Origin of the sequence: Faecalibacterium sp. HTF-F, assembly GCF_023347535.1 — a bacterium.
Classification (GTDB): domain Bacteria; phylum Bacillota; class Clostridia; order Oscillospirales; family Ruminococcaceae; genus Faecalibacterium; species Faecalibacterium wellingii.
This window is the reverse complement of the sequence record NZ_CP094473.1, coordinates 1,451,740-1,466,013: the sequence shown is the minus strand read 5'-3', so window position 1 is coordinate 1,466,013 and position 14,274 is coordinate 1,451,740. Positions and strand designations below refer to the sequence as shown.

Sequence of the window (14,274 nt, the reverse complement as noted above, 5' to 3'; positions counted from 1 at the left end):
GCCCCATGCAATTTCTGACTACTACGTCCGAAGGCTACATCAGCCTGTTCTTCACACTGGCTCTGATGCTGGTCCTGCTGTACTTCATGATCTATCGTCCCCAGAAGAAGCAGGAGAAGAAGGACGCTGCAATGCGCAGCAGTCTGGAGATCGGCGATCAGGTCACGACCATCGGCGGCGTCATTGGCCGTGTGGTTGCAATCAAGGACGATACCTTTGTTCTTGAGACCGGTGCCGACCGTGTGAAGATCCGCTTTACCAAGACTGCAATTTCTGCAGTTGAAAAGCTGAACATGGACAAGGCTGACAAGAAGTAAGCTTTTTCTTCAAACAATTAAGAGCATATCAAACGCGTCTTCCTGCATAGATTACTGGCAGGGAGGCGCGTTTTTATGTCTGAGAAAAAGTTTTCCCCGGCGGAACTCCGTTTTCTCTTTCTGGCAGGTGGGACTGCCTTTATAGTAACGGCGGTATGTCTGGCAGCAATGGCCGCATGGATGGTCGCTCAAAAATGTCCGGGTACAGCCGCCGAACCTCTTGCCGCAGCTGCCGTTGGTGTCGGAAGCTTCTGCGGCGGCTGGGTAGCAGCATTCTGTAAAAAAGAGCGCGGGCTGATTTGCGGGCTTGTGCAGGGCGTGTTTTATGCCGCACTGCTCTGTGTGCTCAGCATCCCATCCGGAGCTATCACCGAAAGTGGTGCACAGATGCGCTTTGCAATCGTGATCTTGTGCGGCAGCATCGGAGGCTTTCTTGGTATGAAGAGCCGTGAGAGCAAGCGCCGCAGCTGACAGGAGAAAGTTCACAGGAGGTTTTGTAATGTGGGTCTATCAGCAGACTGCAGCCGATCAAGAATTTACAGGGCATCCATGCCCGGAGGTCAGCATGGCTCCGGCCCTTGGGTCAGCCGAACCCTTGCGGCCGGAATTGCCGGATGAAGGATCACCGTCTCAAACGCGTTCGTCTATACAAAAATCTGCATCCCGGCAGATATCCGGGCAGAAAAATTGCTGGCTGCTCGTCTGTGCATTTTTGCTTGGCAGCACGGCTGCCGGAGTGATTGAGGCAATGTGCGCAGCGCAGCCTTTGGATTGGACAGCCCACTATTTTCAGGCATGGAGCAAGCTGTTTGCTGCCGCAGGTCCACAGGCGACGATCGATCTTTTTGGTATACAGTATCTTACATTGGTTTTTGCGGCAACAGTCCTTCTGCTGCTGGGGTTTTCTGCACTGGGACCGGTTCTGATCTTCCTGTTTGCCATGTTCTACGGGCTGGGAAGCGGAATGCTGACCGTCCAGCTGTTTGAACTGCAACGAAACGCAGGGAGATTGTTTGTTGCTCTGCTGCCTGCTGCTGTGGCAGCCGATGGGCTATGTATCTTTGGAGCGGATGCTCTGCGGGTAAGCGGGCAGATACGCGCCTGTTCTTTTTTCACTCCGGATTTTTGTGCGGGGCACGAAAGAATCCGGCTCAATACGCTGATGCGTGCCTATCTGCTCACCATCGTTTTGTTCCTGCCTCTATGCGGGGTCTCCACTGCGCTTGCCGCTATCAGCAGTCGGCTTTGATCAGGGAGCATCTGAAGATGCTTTTCTTGCGGGTTTGCATGTTGTATGCTACAATAGAGAAAACTAAAACCGATACAATGAAAACAGGAGCTTTTGATGAAAATAAAGACAGTCTATGTGTGCTCCAACTGCGGGGAGACAAGCCCCCGCTGGATGGGCCGCTGCCCCAGCTGCGGCAGCTGGAACACCATGAATGAAGACGTTGTGGCCGAAGCCCCCAAACCCGGCACCGCCGCAGCCAAGCAGGCAGCAGCGGCACGGCCCGAGGGCGTGACCAGCCTGACAGCCAAGCGCCTTTCTGAAATCAGCACCACAGAAGAAAAGAGCCGTATCCTGACGGGCATTTCCGAGCTGGACCGCGTGCTGGGCGGCGGCATTGTGCTGGGCGGCGTGGTGCTGCTGAGCGGTGAGCCCGGCGTAGGCAAGTCCACCATGCTGTTGCAGCTGTGCGGTGCTATTTCCAACCGGCACAGCGTGCTGTATATCACCGGCGAGGAATCGGTGCGGCAGGTCAAGCTGCGTGCGGCCCGTTTGAAGGTGCCGCAGGACAACATTTTTCTGGCAGCTGAAAACGATGTGGATGAGATCTGCGGCCTGATCGAAAAGGAAAAGCCGGATCTGGTAGTCATCGATTCTATCCAGACGATGCGCTGTATGGATATTTCGTCCTCTTCCGGCACCGTAAGTCAGGTAAAGGAGAGCGCTGCGCGCTTACTGGCCGTTGCCAAAAAGCAGGAGATTCCCATGTTTATCGTGGGCCATGTGAACAAGGACGGTGCCATTGCAGGACCCAAGGTCATGGAGCACATTGTGGATACGGTGCTCTATTTTGAGGGCGATAAAATGCTGCCGTACCGAATCCTGCGTGCGGCCAAAAACCGCTACGGCTCCACCAATGAACTTGGCATGTTTGATATGACAGGGCAGGGCCTTGCAGAAATTGAAAATCCTTCGCAGATGCTCTTGGAGGGGCGGCCCCTGGGCGTTTCCGGCAACTGTGTGGCCTGTACCATGGAAGGCAGCCGGCCCATCCTGAGCGAGATTCAGGCTCTCGCCACCAAAACAAATTTTCCGGCACCGCGCCGTGCCTGCAGCGGCTACGATTACAACCGCATGAATCTGCTGATTGCTGTGCTGGAAAAGCGTGCAGGCTACTTCTTTGGCAATCTGGATGTCTATATCAATATTGTGGGCGGCATTGCACTGCGGGATACAGCCTGTGATCTTTCGGTCTGCCTGAGCATGGTCTCATCGCTGCTGGACAGGCCTGTCAGCGATAAGCTGATCGCCATTGGCGAGGTCGGCCTTGGCGGTGAAGTACGCAGCGTTCCCAATTTGGAACAGCGCCTGCACGAGGCAGAACGTATTGGTTTTGAACGCGCGGTGATCCCGAAGCACAGCCTGAATCATCTGAGCCTGGCAGATTACCCGGGAATGCAGCTGGTCGGTGCAGCCTATATCACGGATGCCATCAACGCGCTGAAATCGGACCGTTTATAAATATAAGAGGGAACTATGTCGATCTATCTGGATGAAAAAAATCCTGGCAAGCATAAGCCATTCGATGATGCTTCACAGGATATCGTAGAATATGTCCGCTACCTGGAAGTGATCGCGGGCAAAAGCGCCAATACGGCATTCAGTTATTATTGTGACCTGCGCGGCTTCAGCCGTTTCATGAAACGCCGCCGCGGCCTTGTTCCGGATGACAGCGAAATGAAGGACATCGACCCGAAAGGTCTGGATACCGCATTCTGGGCAACGGTCACAAAAGAAGATATTTATGAATATTTGTATTTTTTGAGCCGTGAATGCGGCAACAAAAAATCTTCGACCGCCCGGCGGCTGGCCAGTCTGCACGGCTTTTACGATTATCTGGTCAATCAGGTCAACCGGCTGGATGCGGACCCCACAGCCGCCATCCATCCACCCAAGCAGGATAAAGTTCTGCCCAAATACCTGACAGCGGAACAGTCCATTGAACTTTTGGAAAGCACGCAGACACAAAGCGATTTTCCAGAACGAGATTACTGCATGGTCGTGCTGTTCCTAAACTGTGGGATGCGTCTGGCCGAGTTGGTAGGAATGAATCTTGACGATATCGATCTGGAAAACCGCCAGATCCGGCTGTTCGGCAAAGGCCATAAGGAGCGCATGGTCTATCTGAATGACGCATGCATTGAGGCACTGCAGCTCTATTTAAGCAAGCGCAACACGATGGAAGGCCTTTTGCCGCAGGAAAAAGCCGTATTCATCACCCGGCGGCGCAAGGAACGCATCTCAAACCGCAGGGTAGAGCAGCTTGTTACCGGTGCCATGAAGGCTGCCGGACTGAAGGGCTTTTCCACCCATAAGCTGCGACACACTGCAGCCACGCTGATGTATCAGACTGGTAATGTGGACATTCTGACTTTAAAGCAGCTGCTGGGCCACAGCAGCGTTTCTACTACCCAAATTTACACGCATCTGCAAGAATTTCAGGTGCGTGCCGCTATTGAGGAAAACCCTCTGGGTAAACTCAAAAAGCCAAAATCTGAGGCCAAAGTCTTGGATACAACAGAACAGGAAACAGGGAAGAGCCGCGAGAAAACAATGCCGGAGCAAGAGCCTGTGCCGATGGAAGCGTTTGACGGTACAGCCAAGGATGGCATTGGTCTGGACGCTGCTGCGCTTGCCATGGCGCAGAATGCTGACGTTGAAAACCGGAACAGCTGATTTTTATTTATAAGCAAGAAACACATCATTATGATGCAAAATGAATCTGCACCGTCTGTGACAGGTCTAGGACTCGGATCTGTCATAGACGTTTTTTATAGGTTATCTAGGTTATCATGGAATCATAGGCCGGAATCCAGCCAACGAATTAAAATAGCACGAACGAATGGTCATACACAGAAAAATAAAATGATCAGAATGGTTCTAACACGGATACCATAATGCATAATGAATGTAAAAGATGTGTGCCTGAAAAAGAATACTGTACGCAGAAAGCGAATGTATGTGTGTCCGGTAAAACCCGTTATAGAAAATGATTCGAAAAAAGAATTACAACAGTAAAACGCAAATGAAATGCATCAAACGATGAAAAACTGCAAAAAGCCGATAAAACAGCACTGCAGTCAGCGAAAGGTCCACAGACTGCCGAAAAAGCCGAATCTGAGAAAAGAGGCCTTTTTCACTCCCCTATATTTCACATAACGTGCATTATACGAAATACATGTAATCAAAAAAGCAGATCCCCTCTCTCTTCCACTTTCGAGTTCGGAGACCCGTTTGTGAGTGCATCGTCTGGAACAGGATCGTTCTGCCGGTACATCTCTTTTTGTTCAATTCAGGGAAAGTCCGGCCAACTGTTCAGACTGCGGCTGTGTGCCAAAGTATTCACAGATCGCCTCATAATAAATGCGTGCCGCTTTTTTACAGCCTTCTTCGCTGCCGAATCGTGCTGCATCGGCTTCATTCGTTACAAAGCACTGTTCTACCAATACAGCCGGACAGTTCACGTCTTCTAACAATGTAAAGCTGCGCTCTTCCCGTATTTCGGTATGGGTGCTCTCCACCAGTTGTTTCTGATCGTTTTCCAGATAATAGATGTACCGGACTCCCCCGTGCCCGCGCAATGCTGCGCCTGAGGCCTGCATCCCTTCCGCAAGCAGCTGTGCAAAATAAAAGCTTTCCTGATGCCAGGTGCGGCCCGGTACGGACGGATAGCATTCAAAGCCGGATGCCGTGGAGCCATTTGCAGCAGAGTTGCCATGGATAGAGAGCAGCAGCTGCGGCGACTGCTCCGAAGCCCGAGCCGCACGCTGTGCAGGCGTTGCGGTCTCATCGAAGCTGTTACGGGTCTGCAGCGGGATAAAATTTGCATCCTGCTGTAACAATCGGATCAGTTCTGCTGCTGTGGCAGCCGTCATATTTTTTTCTTCAACGACTCCCCTTGCACCCGGGTCTGCACCACCATGCCCGGCATCGATCACCACCCGGTATGGCGGGTCGCCTACCTGTGGCCGAAACTCTTCACCGGCAATGCTTTCAGCGGGGTGAGCCGCCTGCAGCGTCCGTGCTGCGTACCAAAGTGAACAGCCAAACCAGATAGCCGCCCCGCAAAAAATCAGGATGATGACGTTTTTGATTTTGTGAGAAGTTTGTTTGTGTCTTTTTGCATGTGCGGCTTTGGAATATCGTTTTGCCATGTTGGCCTACTTCCTTCTAATATCAGTATTCCTTATAGAATACGATCTTGCGCAGCAAATTCCTGCAGATCAAGAGAAAAAAGCTATCCAGATCATACTCCGGATAGCTTTTTGTTATTTCAGTTCTACCACGGTCACGCCGCTTTCACCTTCGCCGTAGCGGCCCAGACGAAAACTTTTGACCATGCGGTTTCCGCGCAGATGCTTATGAATGGCTGTGCGCAACGCACCGGTTCCATTGCCGTGGATCAGGTAGACCACCGTCTGCCCGTTCAGAATCGCACGGTCAATAAAGGAATCCACCTCCGGCAACGCTTCGTCCACGGTCAGACCGAGCAGATTGCATTCCATTTTAGCAGAACGCTGCACACGCTCTACCCTGCCGTTTGGACGGTTGGCATCACCGGTCAGGCGGGAGTAGCGCTGCTGCGCCTTGGTCTGCGGTTTCGTTTCCTTGACCAGTTTTTCTGGCTGCTTCAATCCCTTGAGCGGAACCTTGGTCTTGATGATACCGGCACGCACCAGCACATCACCGTTTTTATCTGGCAGAGCCAGCACGGTGGCCAGCTGGTTCAGCTCTGCAATGCAGACCTCCTGCCCTACTTTGACCTCTTTCAGCGGCACAAACTCCTTGACGGGATTGTGCACCACTTCTGTGCCGATAAAGAGTTTTTCGGATTCTTTCTTTGCAATCTCACGTGCACGCTGTGCCTTCTGCTGGGTGCTCATGCGTTCATCTTTCTGCAGCTGGCGCAGCTCATCGGTCAGAGCGTAGGCCTGACTTTCCACCTGCTGAGCCAGTGCGCGGGCCTTGGCACGGGCGGCTTCCAGCTCATTTTCGCCTTGCTGGATCAGCTCATCACGTTTTTTCTGGGCAGCTTCCAGCTGATGCGAGGCCTCATTTTTCAGCTCTTCCACCTCGTTCTGGCTTTCCTTCAGCTGTAATTTCAAATCGTCCAGCTGCCCCAGAACAGCATCCAGCCGCTTATCCTCTGCGGACAGGTGCTGCTGCGCCGCTTCAATGACACGCTCCGGGATGCCAAGTTTTTCACTGATGAGGAATGCATTGGATTTGCCCGGTACGCCGACACTCAGTTTGTAGGTGGGGCGCAGTGTTTCCAGATCGAACTCACAGCTGGCATTGACCACGCCTTTTGTTTCCAGTGCAAACACCTTGAGCTCTGCGTAATGGGTGGTGGCCATCAGCAAAACGCCGCGGCGGCGCAGTTCCTCAATAATGGCAACAGCCAATGCAGCGCCCTCAGCGGGGTCGGTGCCGGCACCCAACTCGTCCAGCAGCACCAGCGTATGCGGCATGGCAAGCTCCAAGATTCCGGTGATCTTTTTCATGTGGCCGGAGAAGGTGGAAAGGCTCTGCTCAATGCTCTGCTCGTCGCCGATGTCTACCAGAAATTCGTCAAATACGCAGATCTCGCTGCGCTCATCAGCCGGGATCAAAAAGCCGCACTGCGCCATAGCGCACAGCAGACCGGCGGTTTTCAAGGTGACGGTCTTGCCGCCGGTGTTCGGGCCGGTGATAATAAGCGAATCGTATTCCCTGCCCAATGCAATATCTACCGGCACGCACTTTTTAGGATCGATCAGCGGATGCCGCGCACGGATCAGAGAGAAAGAATTGTCTGTACGCACAGCAGGCTTAAAGGCCTTGAGATCCAGCGCCAGACGCGCTTTTGCCAGCAGAATGTCAATTTCCAGCATGGCCTTATAGCTGTACTGGAACTGCGGTTCGATGGCGGCCACCTGTGCAGTAAACGCCACCAATATGCGTTCGATCTCCTGGGCTTCCTGTGCGCGATACTGCAAAATGCGGGCATTTGCTTCCACAACGGCCTGCGGCTCCACAAAAACCGTGGCTCCAGTGGAGGATACGTCGTGGATAATGCCGCTCACTTCGCCGCGATATTCACTCTTGACCGGCACAACATACCGGCCGTTGCGCATGGATACCACACTCTCCTGCAGGTATTTGGAGGTGTCCATGTTGCGCACCATGCTTTCCAAGCGGTCTCGGATGCTGTTTTCGGTGGCGCGGATCTTCTTGCGCAGGTCATTCAGCGTATGGGAAGCCGTGTCTGCCATGGCATCCGGTGCCAAAATGGCGCTGGAGATCTGCTGTTCCAGACTTGGCTGCGGTGCCAGTGCATAGAACAGATCATCTGTCGGCAGAGCATCGTGCTCCGATGCTCCATACCAGCTTGAAAGATTCTGAAAATTGCGCAGCGCACCGGCTACCATCAGCAGCTCACCCATTGAGAGCACACCGCCCTTGACCGCGCGTGCCGCCAGCTGGCTGACATTTTCTACACCGCCAAAACGAGGCGAGCCATTCTTGATCAGCAGGGTATTGATCGCGTCGGTCTGCTCCAGCGCATAGCGCACTTCGTCTGGGTCGCACTGCGGCTGAAGGGCAAGCAGCATCTCATGTGCTTCCTTGCACACACAGCCTTCTGCTGCACGGGCGATGATCTTATCCAGTTCCAGTGTTTTTAAGTAACTTGTTTCCATAGGGTTTCCTTTATGTTCAGGGCAACAGTGATTTTAAAAAGTCATAGCTTTTCAAGGGCTTATCCAGATGGACCAGAGCATACCGCTCTGCCACCGCAGCAAGCTTTTCCAGACTGCCCACAGATATTTTAAATGCAAATATTTTTTTGTCGTCTACAAGACAGATATGCCGCAATGCATACAAAGCACCCTGATCCAGATTGCAGGTCTTACCCTGCTTTGCGGCACAATCCGCACAAAGCAGATGCCCCTCCTGCACATCCAGATAAAAGGCGGCTCCATCGTACACACCGCAGTCACGGCAGCATACGATCTGCGGCATAAAGCCGCATTCACTCATTGTGCGCAGCTCAAAAACGGCTTTGACCACCCGTAGGTCTGTTTTGCTCTCACTGACCATATAAAAGCAGTTTAACAAAAGCCGGAGTTCCCGCTGTGCTTCCTGCCCGGTGGGCGAAAGAGTCATTGCCATTTCAGCCATATACATCGCAAGGCTCATGCCTTCAATGCTGGCCGAAATGCCGTGAAAGACGTTTTTCACTTCGGCTTCCCGCACGGTATACATGTTGCGGCCCGGCACCAGCGTAAACTCTGAATAGCAGAACAGCCCGCAGGCGCTGAACAATTTGCTTTTCAGCCGCAGGCTGCTCTGTGCAGAGGCTGAGATCACGCCCAGCTCCGGCGTCAGGATTGTCAGGATCCGATCCGATTCCTTATAGCGGGTCTCCTTCAGTACCAGACCCGTGGTTACAAAGGCTTCCATTTTCCCTGTCCTCTGCTGTGGCTTCTTCCGGCTGCTTTTGCTTATAATCGAGATAGCGAAGGATATTGCCCGTGCAGGCAAACGCCTGCCAGCTTGTCTGCGCATCCATCTTACAGCACCTCTTCCCTTTTGCGGATAGTTTCAGTTTTATTCTGCTCCTTCATCCAAGGGAAATCTGTCCTGATCTGGAAAGTGTCAGCGATTGTTATTGTTCTGCTTAAAACCAAAGTTGTTCAGCAAGAACTCGTTATCCCGCCAATCTGACTTTACCTTGACCCAGCACTGCAGATTGACCCGGCAGCCAAGAAACTCCTCGCAGTCTGCACGGGCTGCACTGGCGATCTTTTTCAGCATTGCACCGCCCTTGCCAATAACCATGCCCTTGTGGCTTTCACGCTCACAGTAAATGTTCACATCAATATCGATCAGGTCTGTGTCCGGGCGCTCTTTGAAACGTTCCACCACAACGGCGATGCCGTGCGGGATCTCATCCCGCATGAACAGAAGTGCCTTCTCACGAATGACTTCTGCCACCAGCTCTTTTTCCGGCATGTCGGTGTAGGCGTCATCATCAAAGTAATGTGGGCCCTCCACGGCATAGCGGCTCAGTGCATCGAACAACACCTCGCAGCCGTCGTTATCCCGTACACTGACTGTGTAGATATCATCGAACACGCCCAGCGCTTTCAGCTCTTCCCGGCGGGCCTCCAGATCGGCAGGCTCCTTGACAAGATCCGTCTTGTTGATGACGGCAATAGCCGGGCCACCACTGCTGCGCAGCATATCCACCAGCACCATTTCGGATTCGTTCAATGCGCCATAGGGCTCAAACAGCATCATGGAAACGTCCACATCTGCAATGGAGTCGCTGGCCGTCTTGTCCATCCGCTTACCCAGTTTGTTGCGTGCCTTGTGCACACCGGGCGTATCCAGCAGAACATACTGCAGTGGCCCGCGGGTAATGACGCCCGTGATGCGGGTACGGGTGGTTTGAGGCTTGGAGGTGACAATCGCCACCTTTTCGCCGACCAGAAGGTTGGTCAGGCTGGATTTGCCTACATTGGGACGGCCAATGACCGCTACAAAAACGGACGACGTATCATAATGCCCCTGAATGGGTGTTGCGTTACTCAAAATTTAGCTCCTGTCTGTTTTGTGCGGCAGCCGCACGGTGATAAGTGAATTACTCGGTATAGCTGACGGTGCGCGGCAGACCCAGCTGCAGCAGAACGGCCTCTTCTTTTTCCCGCATATGCATCGCTTCCAGACCGCCATTCTCGTGGTCATAGCCCAGCAGATGCAGCATGGAATGCACGGTCAGGAAAGCCACCTCACGCTGCAGCGGATGGCCGTAAAGGTTGGCCTGCTCCTGTGCACGCTCCATGCTGATGACGATATCTCCCAGCATCTTGCAGCCGTTGTTCTCATCCACATCGTATTTGCCATCCACCCCCAGAGGGAAACTCAGCACATCAGTGGGCATGGGCTTGTTGCGGTACTGGTTGTTCAGCTCTGCAATGGCAGCGTTATCCACAAAGGTAACGCTGATCTCTGCAGGTGCTTCAAAGTGTTCATATTCCAGTACAGCATTGCAGGCACGGCGGATAAGGATACGCAGACCAGAAGGAACCTTGACGGCCTTCTGTGAATTGGTGATCAAAACTTTATTGGACATAAATCAGTCCACTCCTTTCTGCTTTTGATAATTATTTATCTCAACTCTGAGGATCTTATTTTTCAGGGTGTGCAGCTTTTTCATAGGCCTTGATGATCTCCTGCACAAGGCGATGACGCACAACGTCCTTTTCCGTGAAGTAGCACTGCGCAATGCCGTTCACATTCTTGAGCACATGCAGTGCGTCTACAAGGCCGCTGCGTGTTCGCTCCGGCAGGTCGATCTGGGTCACATCACCGGTGACCACGACCTTGGAACCCACTCCCATGCGGGTCAGAAACATTTTCATCTGCTCGGGCGTGGTGTTCTGCGCCTCGTCCAGAATAATAAAGGAATCGTCCAGCGTGCGGCCTCGCATATAGGCAAGAGGCGCCACCTCAATGATCTGTTTTTCCACAAGACGCTCATAGGTCTCGGCACCCAGCATATCAAACAGGCCGTCATACAGTGGGCGCAGATAAGGGTCTACCTTCTGCTGCAGGTCACCGGGCAGGAAGCCCAGCTTTTCGCCAGCTTCCACTGCAGGGCGGGTCAGCACAATGCGGGATACTTCCTTGGCCTTGAACGCTTTCACTGCCATGGCCACAGCCAGATAGGTCTTGCCTGTGCCCGCCGGGCCAACGCCAAAGGTGATGGCATTGCTGCGGATCGCATTCAGGTATTCCTTCTGTCCCAAGGTCTTAGGCCGGATAGGACGGCCCTTGACCGTCACCGTTACAAAGTCCTCGGTCAGTTCCTTGACCCGCTTTTCCGCACCGTCGTGAGCCAGACTGATGCAGTAACGCACCGTCTGGTCCTCCAGCGGCGTATGGTTTTCCATCAGAAGCAGCATTCCTTCCACGGCACGGTTCGCAGCAGCAACGTTGGCAGGCTCGCCCGAGAGCCGCAGCTGCGTGCCTCGGCAGACCGCCGTAACCGAAAATTCGTGTTCCAGCAGACGGATGTTGCGGTCACAATTGCCAAAGACCGCCGCAGCCACCTCTACGCTATCCAGTTCAATGTTCTTTTCTGCCATGTGCTCCTCCTGAAAAGACCTATTTTAATGCTTCTATTGTACCACCAAAACATCATTTAGAAAACTATGAAAATTGCACAAAATATTTTTATTGTATCCAGCGTTTTTCCATGGAGCCTCTCGCAGCACAGCCAGATGATGTGCCGGTTCTCTTTATTTGCAGCCCAAAACAGTAACCGCCGGCCGCACGGATATGCAGTTGGTGGTCCGTGTGTCGGCAAACTGCGTTCCTACGTTGTCAAGTGACATCCGGGAGAAAAAAGCAGCGAATCTTTGGGCAAAACGGCAATGGCATATTCTCTCCTGCCGTGCTACAATAGCAAACGTTGTGTGCTTACCGCTGATCGTTGCAAAAAAGGAGAATGGACTATGGAACAACTTTTTCTGATGCCCGGACAGGAACGCTGTGAACGCTTTAAGGATGCCAATGGTGCTCCCCGTGTCCATTATTCTTACTGCTCGATGCGCGGTGCTTTCTTTGATTGTGAAAGCCGCAGTCTGGAAGAAGCGCAGCGCCTGTGCGAGGACTGGCTGGTCGGTCAGGATCGCTGTTATCGCAATTGAATTTCGGAATTTCTGATAGCGTCTGTAAACAAAGAAAAGCCTCTGCTTCCCTGCTGGTGACACCGCCGGGAAGCGGAGGTTTTTCGCTTTTCAGTTATTTCCACAGCTGGGCACAAACCAGTTCCAGCACGCTGCCCGCAATGCAGCGAGCTTTATCTGAGATCAAAAAGCAATTAGAGAGTTCCTCTTTGCGCGGGTCTACGTCTGCTACTTTGAAGCCGGGCGTTACCGGGTAGCCGCTGCGCAGCAGTCCGCGAAGAATGCCTGTGATCTGTGTGGTCACAGGAGTGATGGTTCCATCTGCCGTTCTGATCTGAGCGATGGTCTCTCCTTCTGCTACAATATCGCCGATCCTGCGTACATCCTCAAACACACCCGCTGCAGCGGCATGGATCACGCGCTCTTTGCCATAGCCTCCGATGATCCCCGGGATGCCGGTGTTGGCAATGGCTGAACCCTCCCAGATGATACGTCCCAGCCGATGGCCTCGTTTTGTTTCCACCACTGCATCCACATCCTGCCCGGCAGTGAAGCCCGGGCCAAGCGCAATGGTAAGTGGTGCCATATCCCGGGCAGTGCCGAGATTTTTCTTTGCAAGGATTGCATCCACCAGAACATCCGGTCTTGCCTGTGCGATACTCTCGCCTTTCGGGTCTACTAAAACAGGAACCGCATTCTGGTTCCAGACCTCTTCTGCCTGCGCCAGCGCTTCAATGCGCACAGCACGCAGACCTTCCACGGTTGCTTCACCTTCATAGACTGCCTCACACAGCGAGACCTGCCGCCGGATCGCCGCCGGGTGCTCTGCTTCCAGTACAAGGACACGCAGACCGGCAGACCACAAGCGGTGGATCGTACCAGTGGCAAGATCGCCGCCGCCGCGCACAAGGATCAATGCATCCTGTTTCATTTGAGCTCCTCTCCTGCCTGCAGAATGGCCAACCAAATTTCCATCGAACCGCCGCAGGCAGCGGCTGCAGCGTCTTCGTCTTTTCCATCTGCCGAAAAATGCATCAGCTGCTGTGCCGGAGCATTTCCCGCCAGCATTTCCTGCGCAGCCAGAATCGTGCGGTGCTCCATAATACCGCCGCCCACGCTGCCAACGACCGTGCCGTCCGCAAGGACCAGCATTTTTGCCCCCGCTTCTCTGGGAGTGGAACCATGCCGTGCCGTGATCACCGCCAGCACAGCACGCTGCCCCGTGTGGTCTGCCTGAGCCATTGCATCCAGAATGGCCGAAGAAAATCCCTCGGTCTGTGAGCGGGCGTTCTTGATCGAAACGACTTGTGCCAGAATAGACAGTGCGATCTCCTCTGCCGTCTGAGACCCGATGGACAGCCCAATGGGCGCATACAAGGCTTCCACCCGCTTTTCCTCAAGCCCCTTTTCCAGCAGCTGACGGCGCACCAGTGCAGAACGTCCCCGGCTGCCCATCATCCCAACATAGGCCGCAGGCTTTCGCAGGATCTGCTCAAGGCAGATCACGTCAAAAGCATGTGCGCGTGTAACGACAATAAAATAAGTTTCCGCGCTGCCGGGCACCTGCTTCAACGCCTGTTCAAACGGCAGGCAGAGCACAATATCGGCTCCGGCATCCCGCAGCTGCTGTGCGTATTCTTCGCGGTCGTCTATCGCAAGGACCGGCAGCCCCAGCAGCTTGGCAAGCCGTACCGTTGCAGCTGCCACATGACCACCGCCGCAGACGACCAGCTGAGGCACTGCACCAAAGCGCTCCACAAATACATGCTGTCCCTCGATCAGCTGTACACCCGTGGCGGTGCAGCTCTGCAATCCGGACAGATCTCTGCGCATAAAGTCAGCCGGGCCTGCCTGCCATACCGGTTTACCCGCCTGCAAAAGCAGCTGACTGCCGGAAACGCTGCCGTCCAGCAGGGTCGCCAGTGTCCAGCCGCCTGAGGACGGAACGTCCTGAAGCATCTTATAAAGCGGTGTTTTGCTCATGTGTTATTCT

Annotated in this window: 14 protein-coding genes; 6 read left to right on the top strand and 8 right to left on the bottom strand. The window is 53.6% G+C overall.

All coding sequences use genetic code 11. The features are described from left to right. Window positions 1-5 precede the first annotated feature (5 nt). The 5 genes from yajC to MTP37_RS07010 all read left to right on the top strand — a co-directional run bounded on the left by yajC (window position 6) and on the right by MTP37_RS07010 (window position 4,281). Window positions 6-317, top strand: coding sequence for a preprotein translocase subunit YajC (yajC, locus tag MTP37_RS07030; protein ID WP_005942086.1), 312 nt, complete (start codon window positions 6-8; stop codon window positions 315-317). Between the two features lie 75 nt (window positions 318-392). Continuing rightward, the gene (locus MTP37_RS07025) at window positions 393-788 is read left to right on the top strand and encodes a TIGR04086 family membrane protein (protein WP_249236635.1); all 396 of its coding nucleotides are present in this window, start codon (window positions 393-395) and stop codon (window positions 786-788) included. A gap of 28 nt (window positions 789-816) precedes the next feature. Further along, on the top strand, window positions 817-1,566 hold the full coding sequence (locus tag MTP37_RS07020) for a hypothetical protein (protein ID WP_249236634.1): 750 nt from the start codon (window positions 817-819) through the stop codon (window positions 1,564-1,566). A gap of 153 nt (window positions 1,567-1,719) precedes the next feature. Continuing rightward, window positions 1,720-3,066, top strand: coding sequence for a DNA repair protein RadA (gene radA / locus MTP37_RS07015; RefSeq protein ID WP_249238706.1), 1,347 nt, complete (start codon window positions 1,720-1,722; stop codon window positions 3,064-3,066). 15 nt (window positions 3,067-3,081) lie between these two features. Continuing rightward, window positions 3,082-4,281 carry a tyrosine-type recombinase/integrase gene (locus MTP37_RS07010; RefSeq protein WP_249236633.1) on the top strand — a complete coding sequence of 400 codons (1,200 nt, stop codon included), beginning with the start codon at window positions 3,082-3,084 and terminating at the stop codon, window positions 4,279-4,281. Between the two features lie 611 nt (window positions 4,282-4,892). Here the strand turns inward: MTP37_RS07010 and MTP37_RS07005 are convergent. The 6 genes from MTP37_RS07005 to MTP37_RS06980 form a co-directional block, all read right to left on the bottom strand. Continuing rightward, on the bottom strand, window positions 4,893-5,759 hold the full coding sequence (locus MTP37_RS07005) for an N-acetylmuramoyl-L-alanine amidase family protein (RefSeq protein WP_249236632.1): 867 nt from the start codon (window positions 5,757-5,759) through the stop codon (window positions 4,893-4,895). 114 nt (window positions 5,760-5,873) lie between these two features. Beyond that, window positions 5,874-8,285, bottom strand: coding sequence for an endonuclease MutS2 (locus tag MTP37_RS07000; RefSeq protein ID WP_249236631.1), 2,412 nt, complete (start codon window positions 8,283-8,285; stop codon window positions 5,874-5,876). A gap of 16 nt (window positions 8,286-8,301) precedes the next feature. Beyond that, window positions 8,302-9,048 (bottom strand): DNA repair protein RecO, encoded by a 747-nt coding sequence (gene recO, locus MTP37_RS06995; protein WP_249236630.1) that lies wholly within the window; start codon window positions 9,046-9,048, stop codon window positions 8,302-8,304. A gap of 195 nt (window positions 9,049-9,243) precedes the next feature. After that, window positions 9,244-10,182 carry a GTPase Era gene (era, locus tag MTP37_RS06990; RefSeq protein WP_249236629.1) on the bottom strand — a complete coding sequence of 313 codons (939 nt, stop codon included), beginning with the start codon at window positions 10,180-10,182 and terminating at the stop codon, window positions 9,244-9,246. Between the two features lie 49 nt (window positions 10,183-10,231). Next, complete coding sequence (gene ybeY, locus MTP37_RS06985; RefSeq protein ID WP_249236628.1) at window positions 10,232-10,723, bottom strand: rRNA maturation RNase YbeY; 492 nt, start codon at window positions 10,721-10,723, stop codon at window positions 10,232-10,234. Window positions 10,724-10,778: 55 nt separating this feature from the next. After that, complete coding sequence (locus MTP37_RS06980; protein WP_249236627.1) at window positions 10,779-11,738, bottom strand: PhoH family protein; 960 nt, start codon at window positions 11,736-11,738, stop codon at window positions 10,779-10,781. Window positions 11,739-12,107: 369 nt separating this feature from the next. Here MTP37_RS06980 and MTP37_RS06975 point away from each other — a divergent pair, with 369 nt between their 5' ends. Continuing rightward, complete coding sequence (locus MTP37_RS06975) at window positions 12,108-12,302, top strand: DUF3873 family protein (RefSeq protein ID WP_249236626.1); 195 nt, start codon at window positions 12,108-12,110, stop codon at window positions 12,300-12,302. 94 nt (window positions 12,303-12,396) lie between these two features. Here the strand turns inward: MTP37_RS06975 and yqeB are convergent, their stop codons facing one another. Together yqeB and MTP37_RS06965 are read right to left on the bottom strand one after the other, a co-directional pair. Then, entirely contained in the window at window positions 12,397-13,212 is an 816-nt protein-coding gene (gene yqeB / locus MTP37_RS06970) for a selenium-dependent molybdenum cofactor biosynthesis protein YqeB (protein WP_249236625.1), read from the bottom strand. Continuing rightward, on the bottom strand, window positions 13,209-14,264 hold the full coding sequence (locus tag MTP37_RS06965; RefSeq protein ID WP_249236624.1) for an XdhC family protein: 1,056 nt from the start codon (window positions 14,262-14,264) through the stop codon (window positions 13,209-13,211). The genes yqeB and MTP37_RS06965 overlap by 4 nt, the downstream gene beginning before the upstream one ends. Window positions 14,265-14,274: the final 10 nt, after the last annotated feature.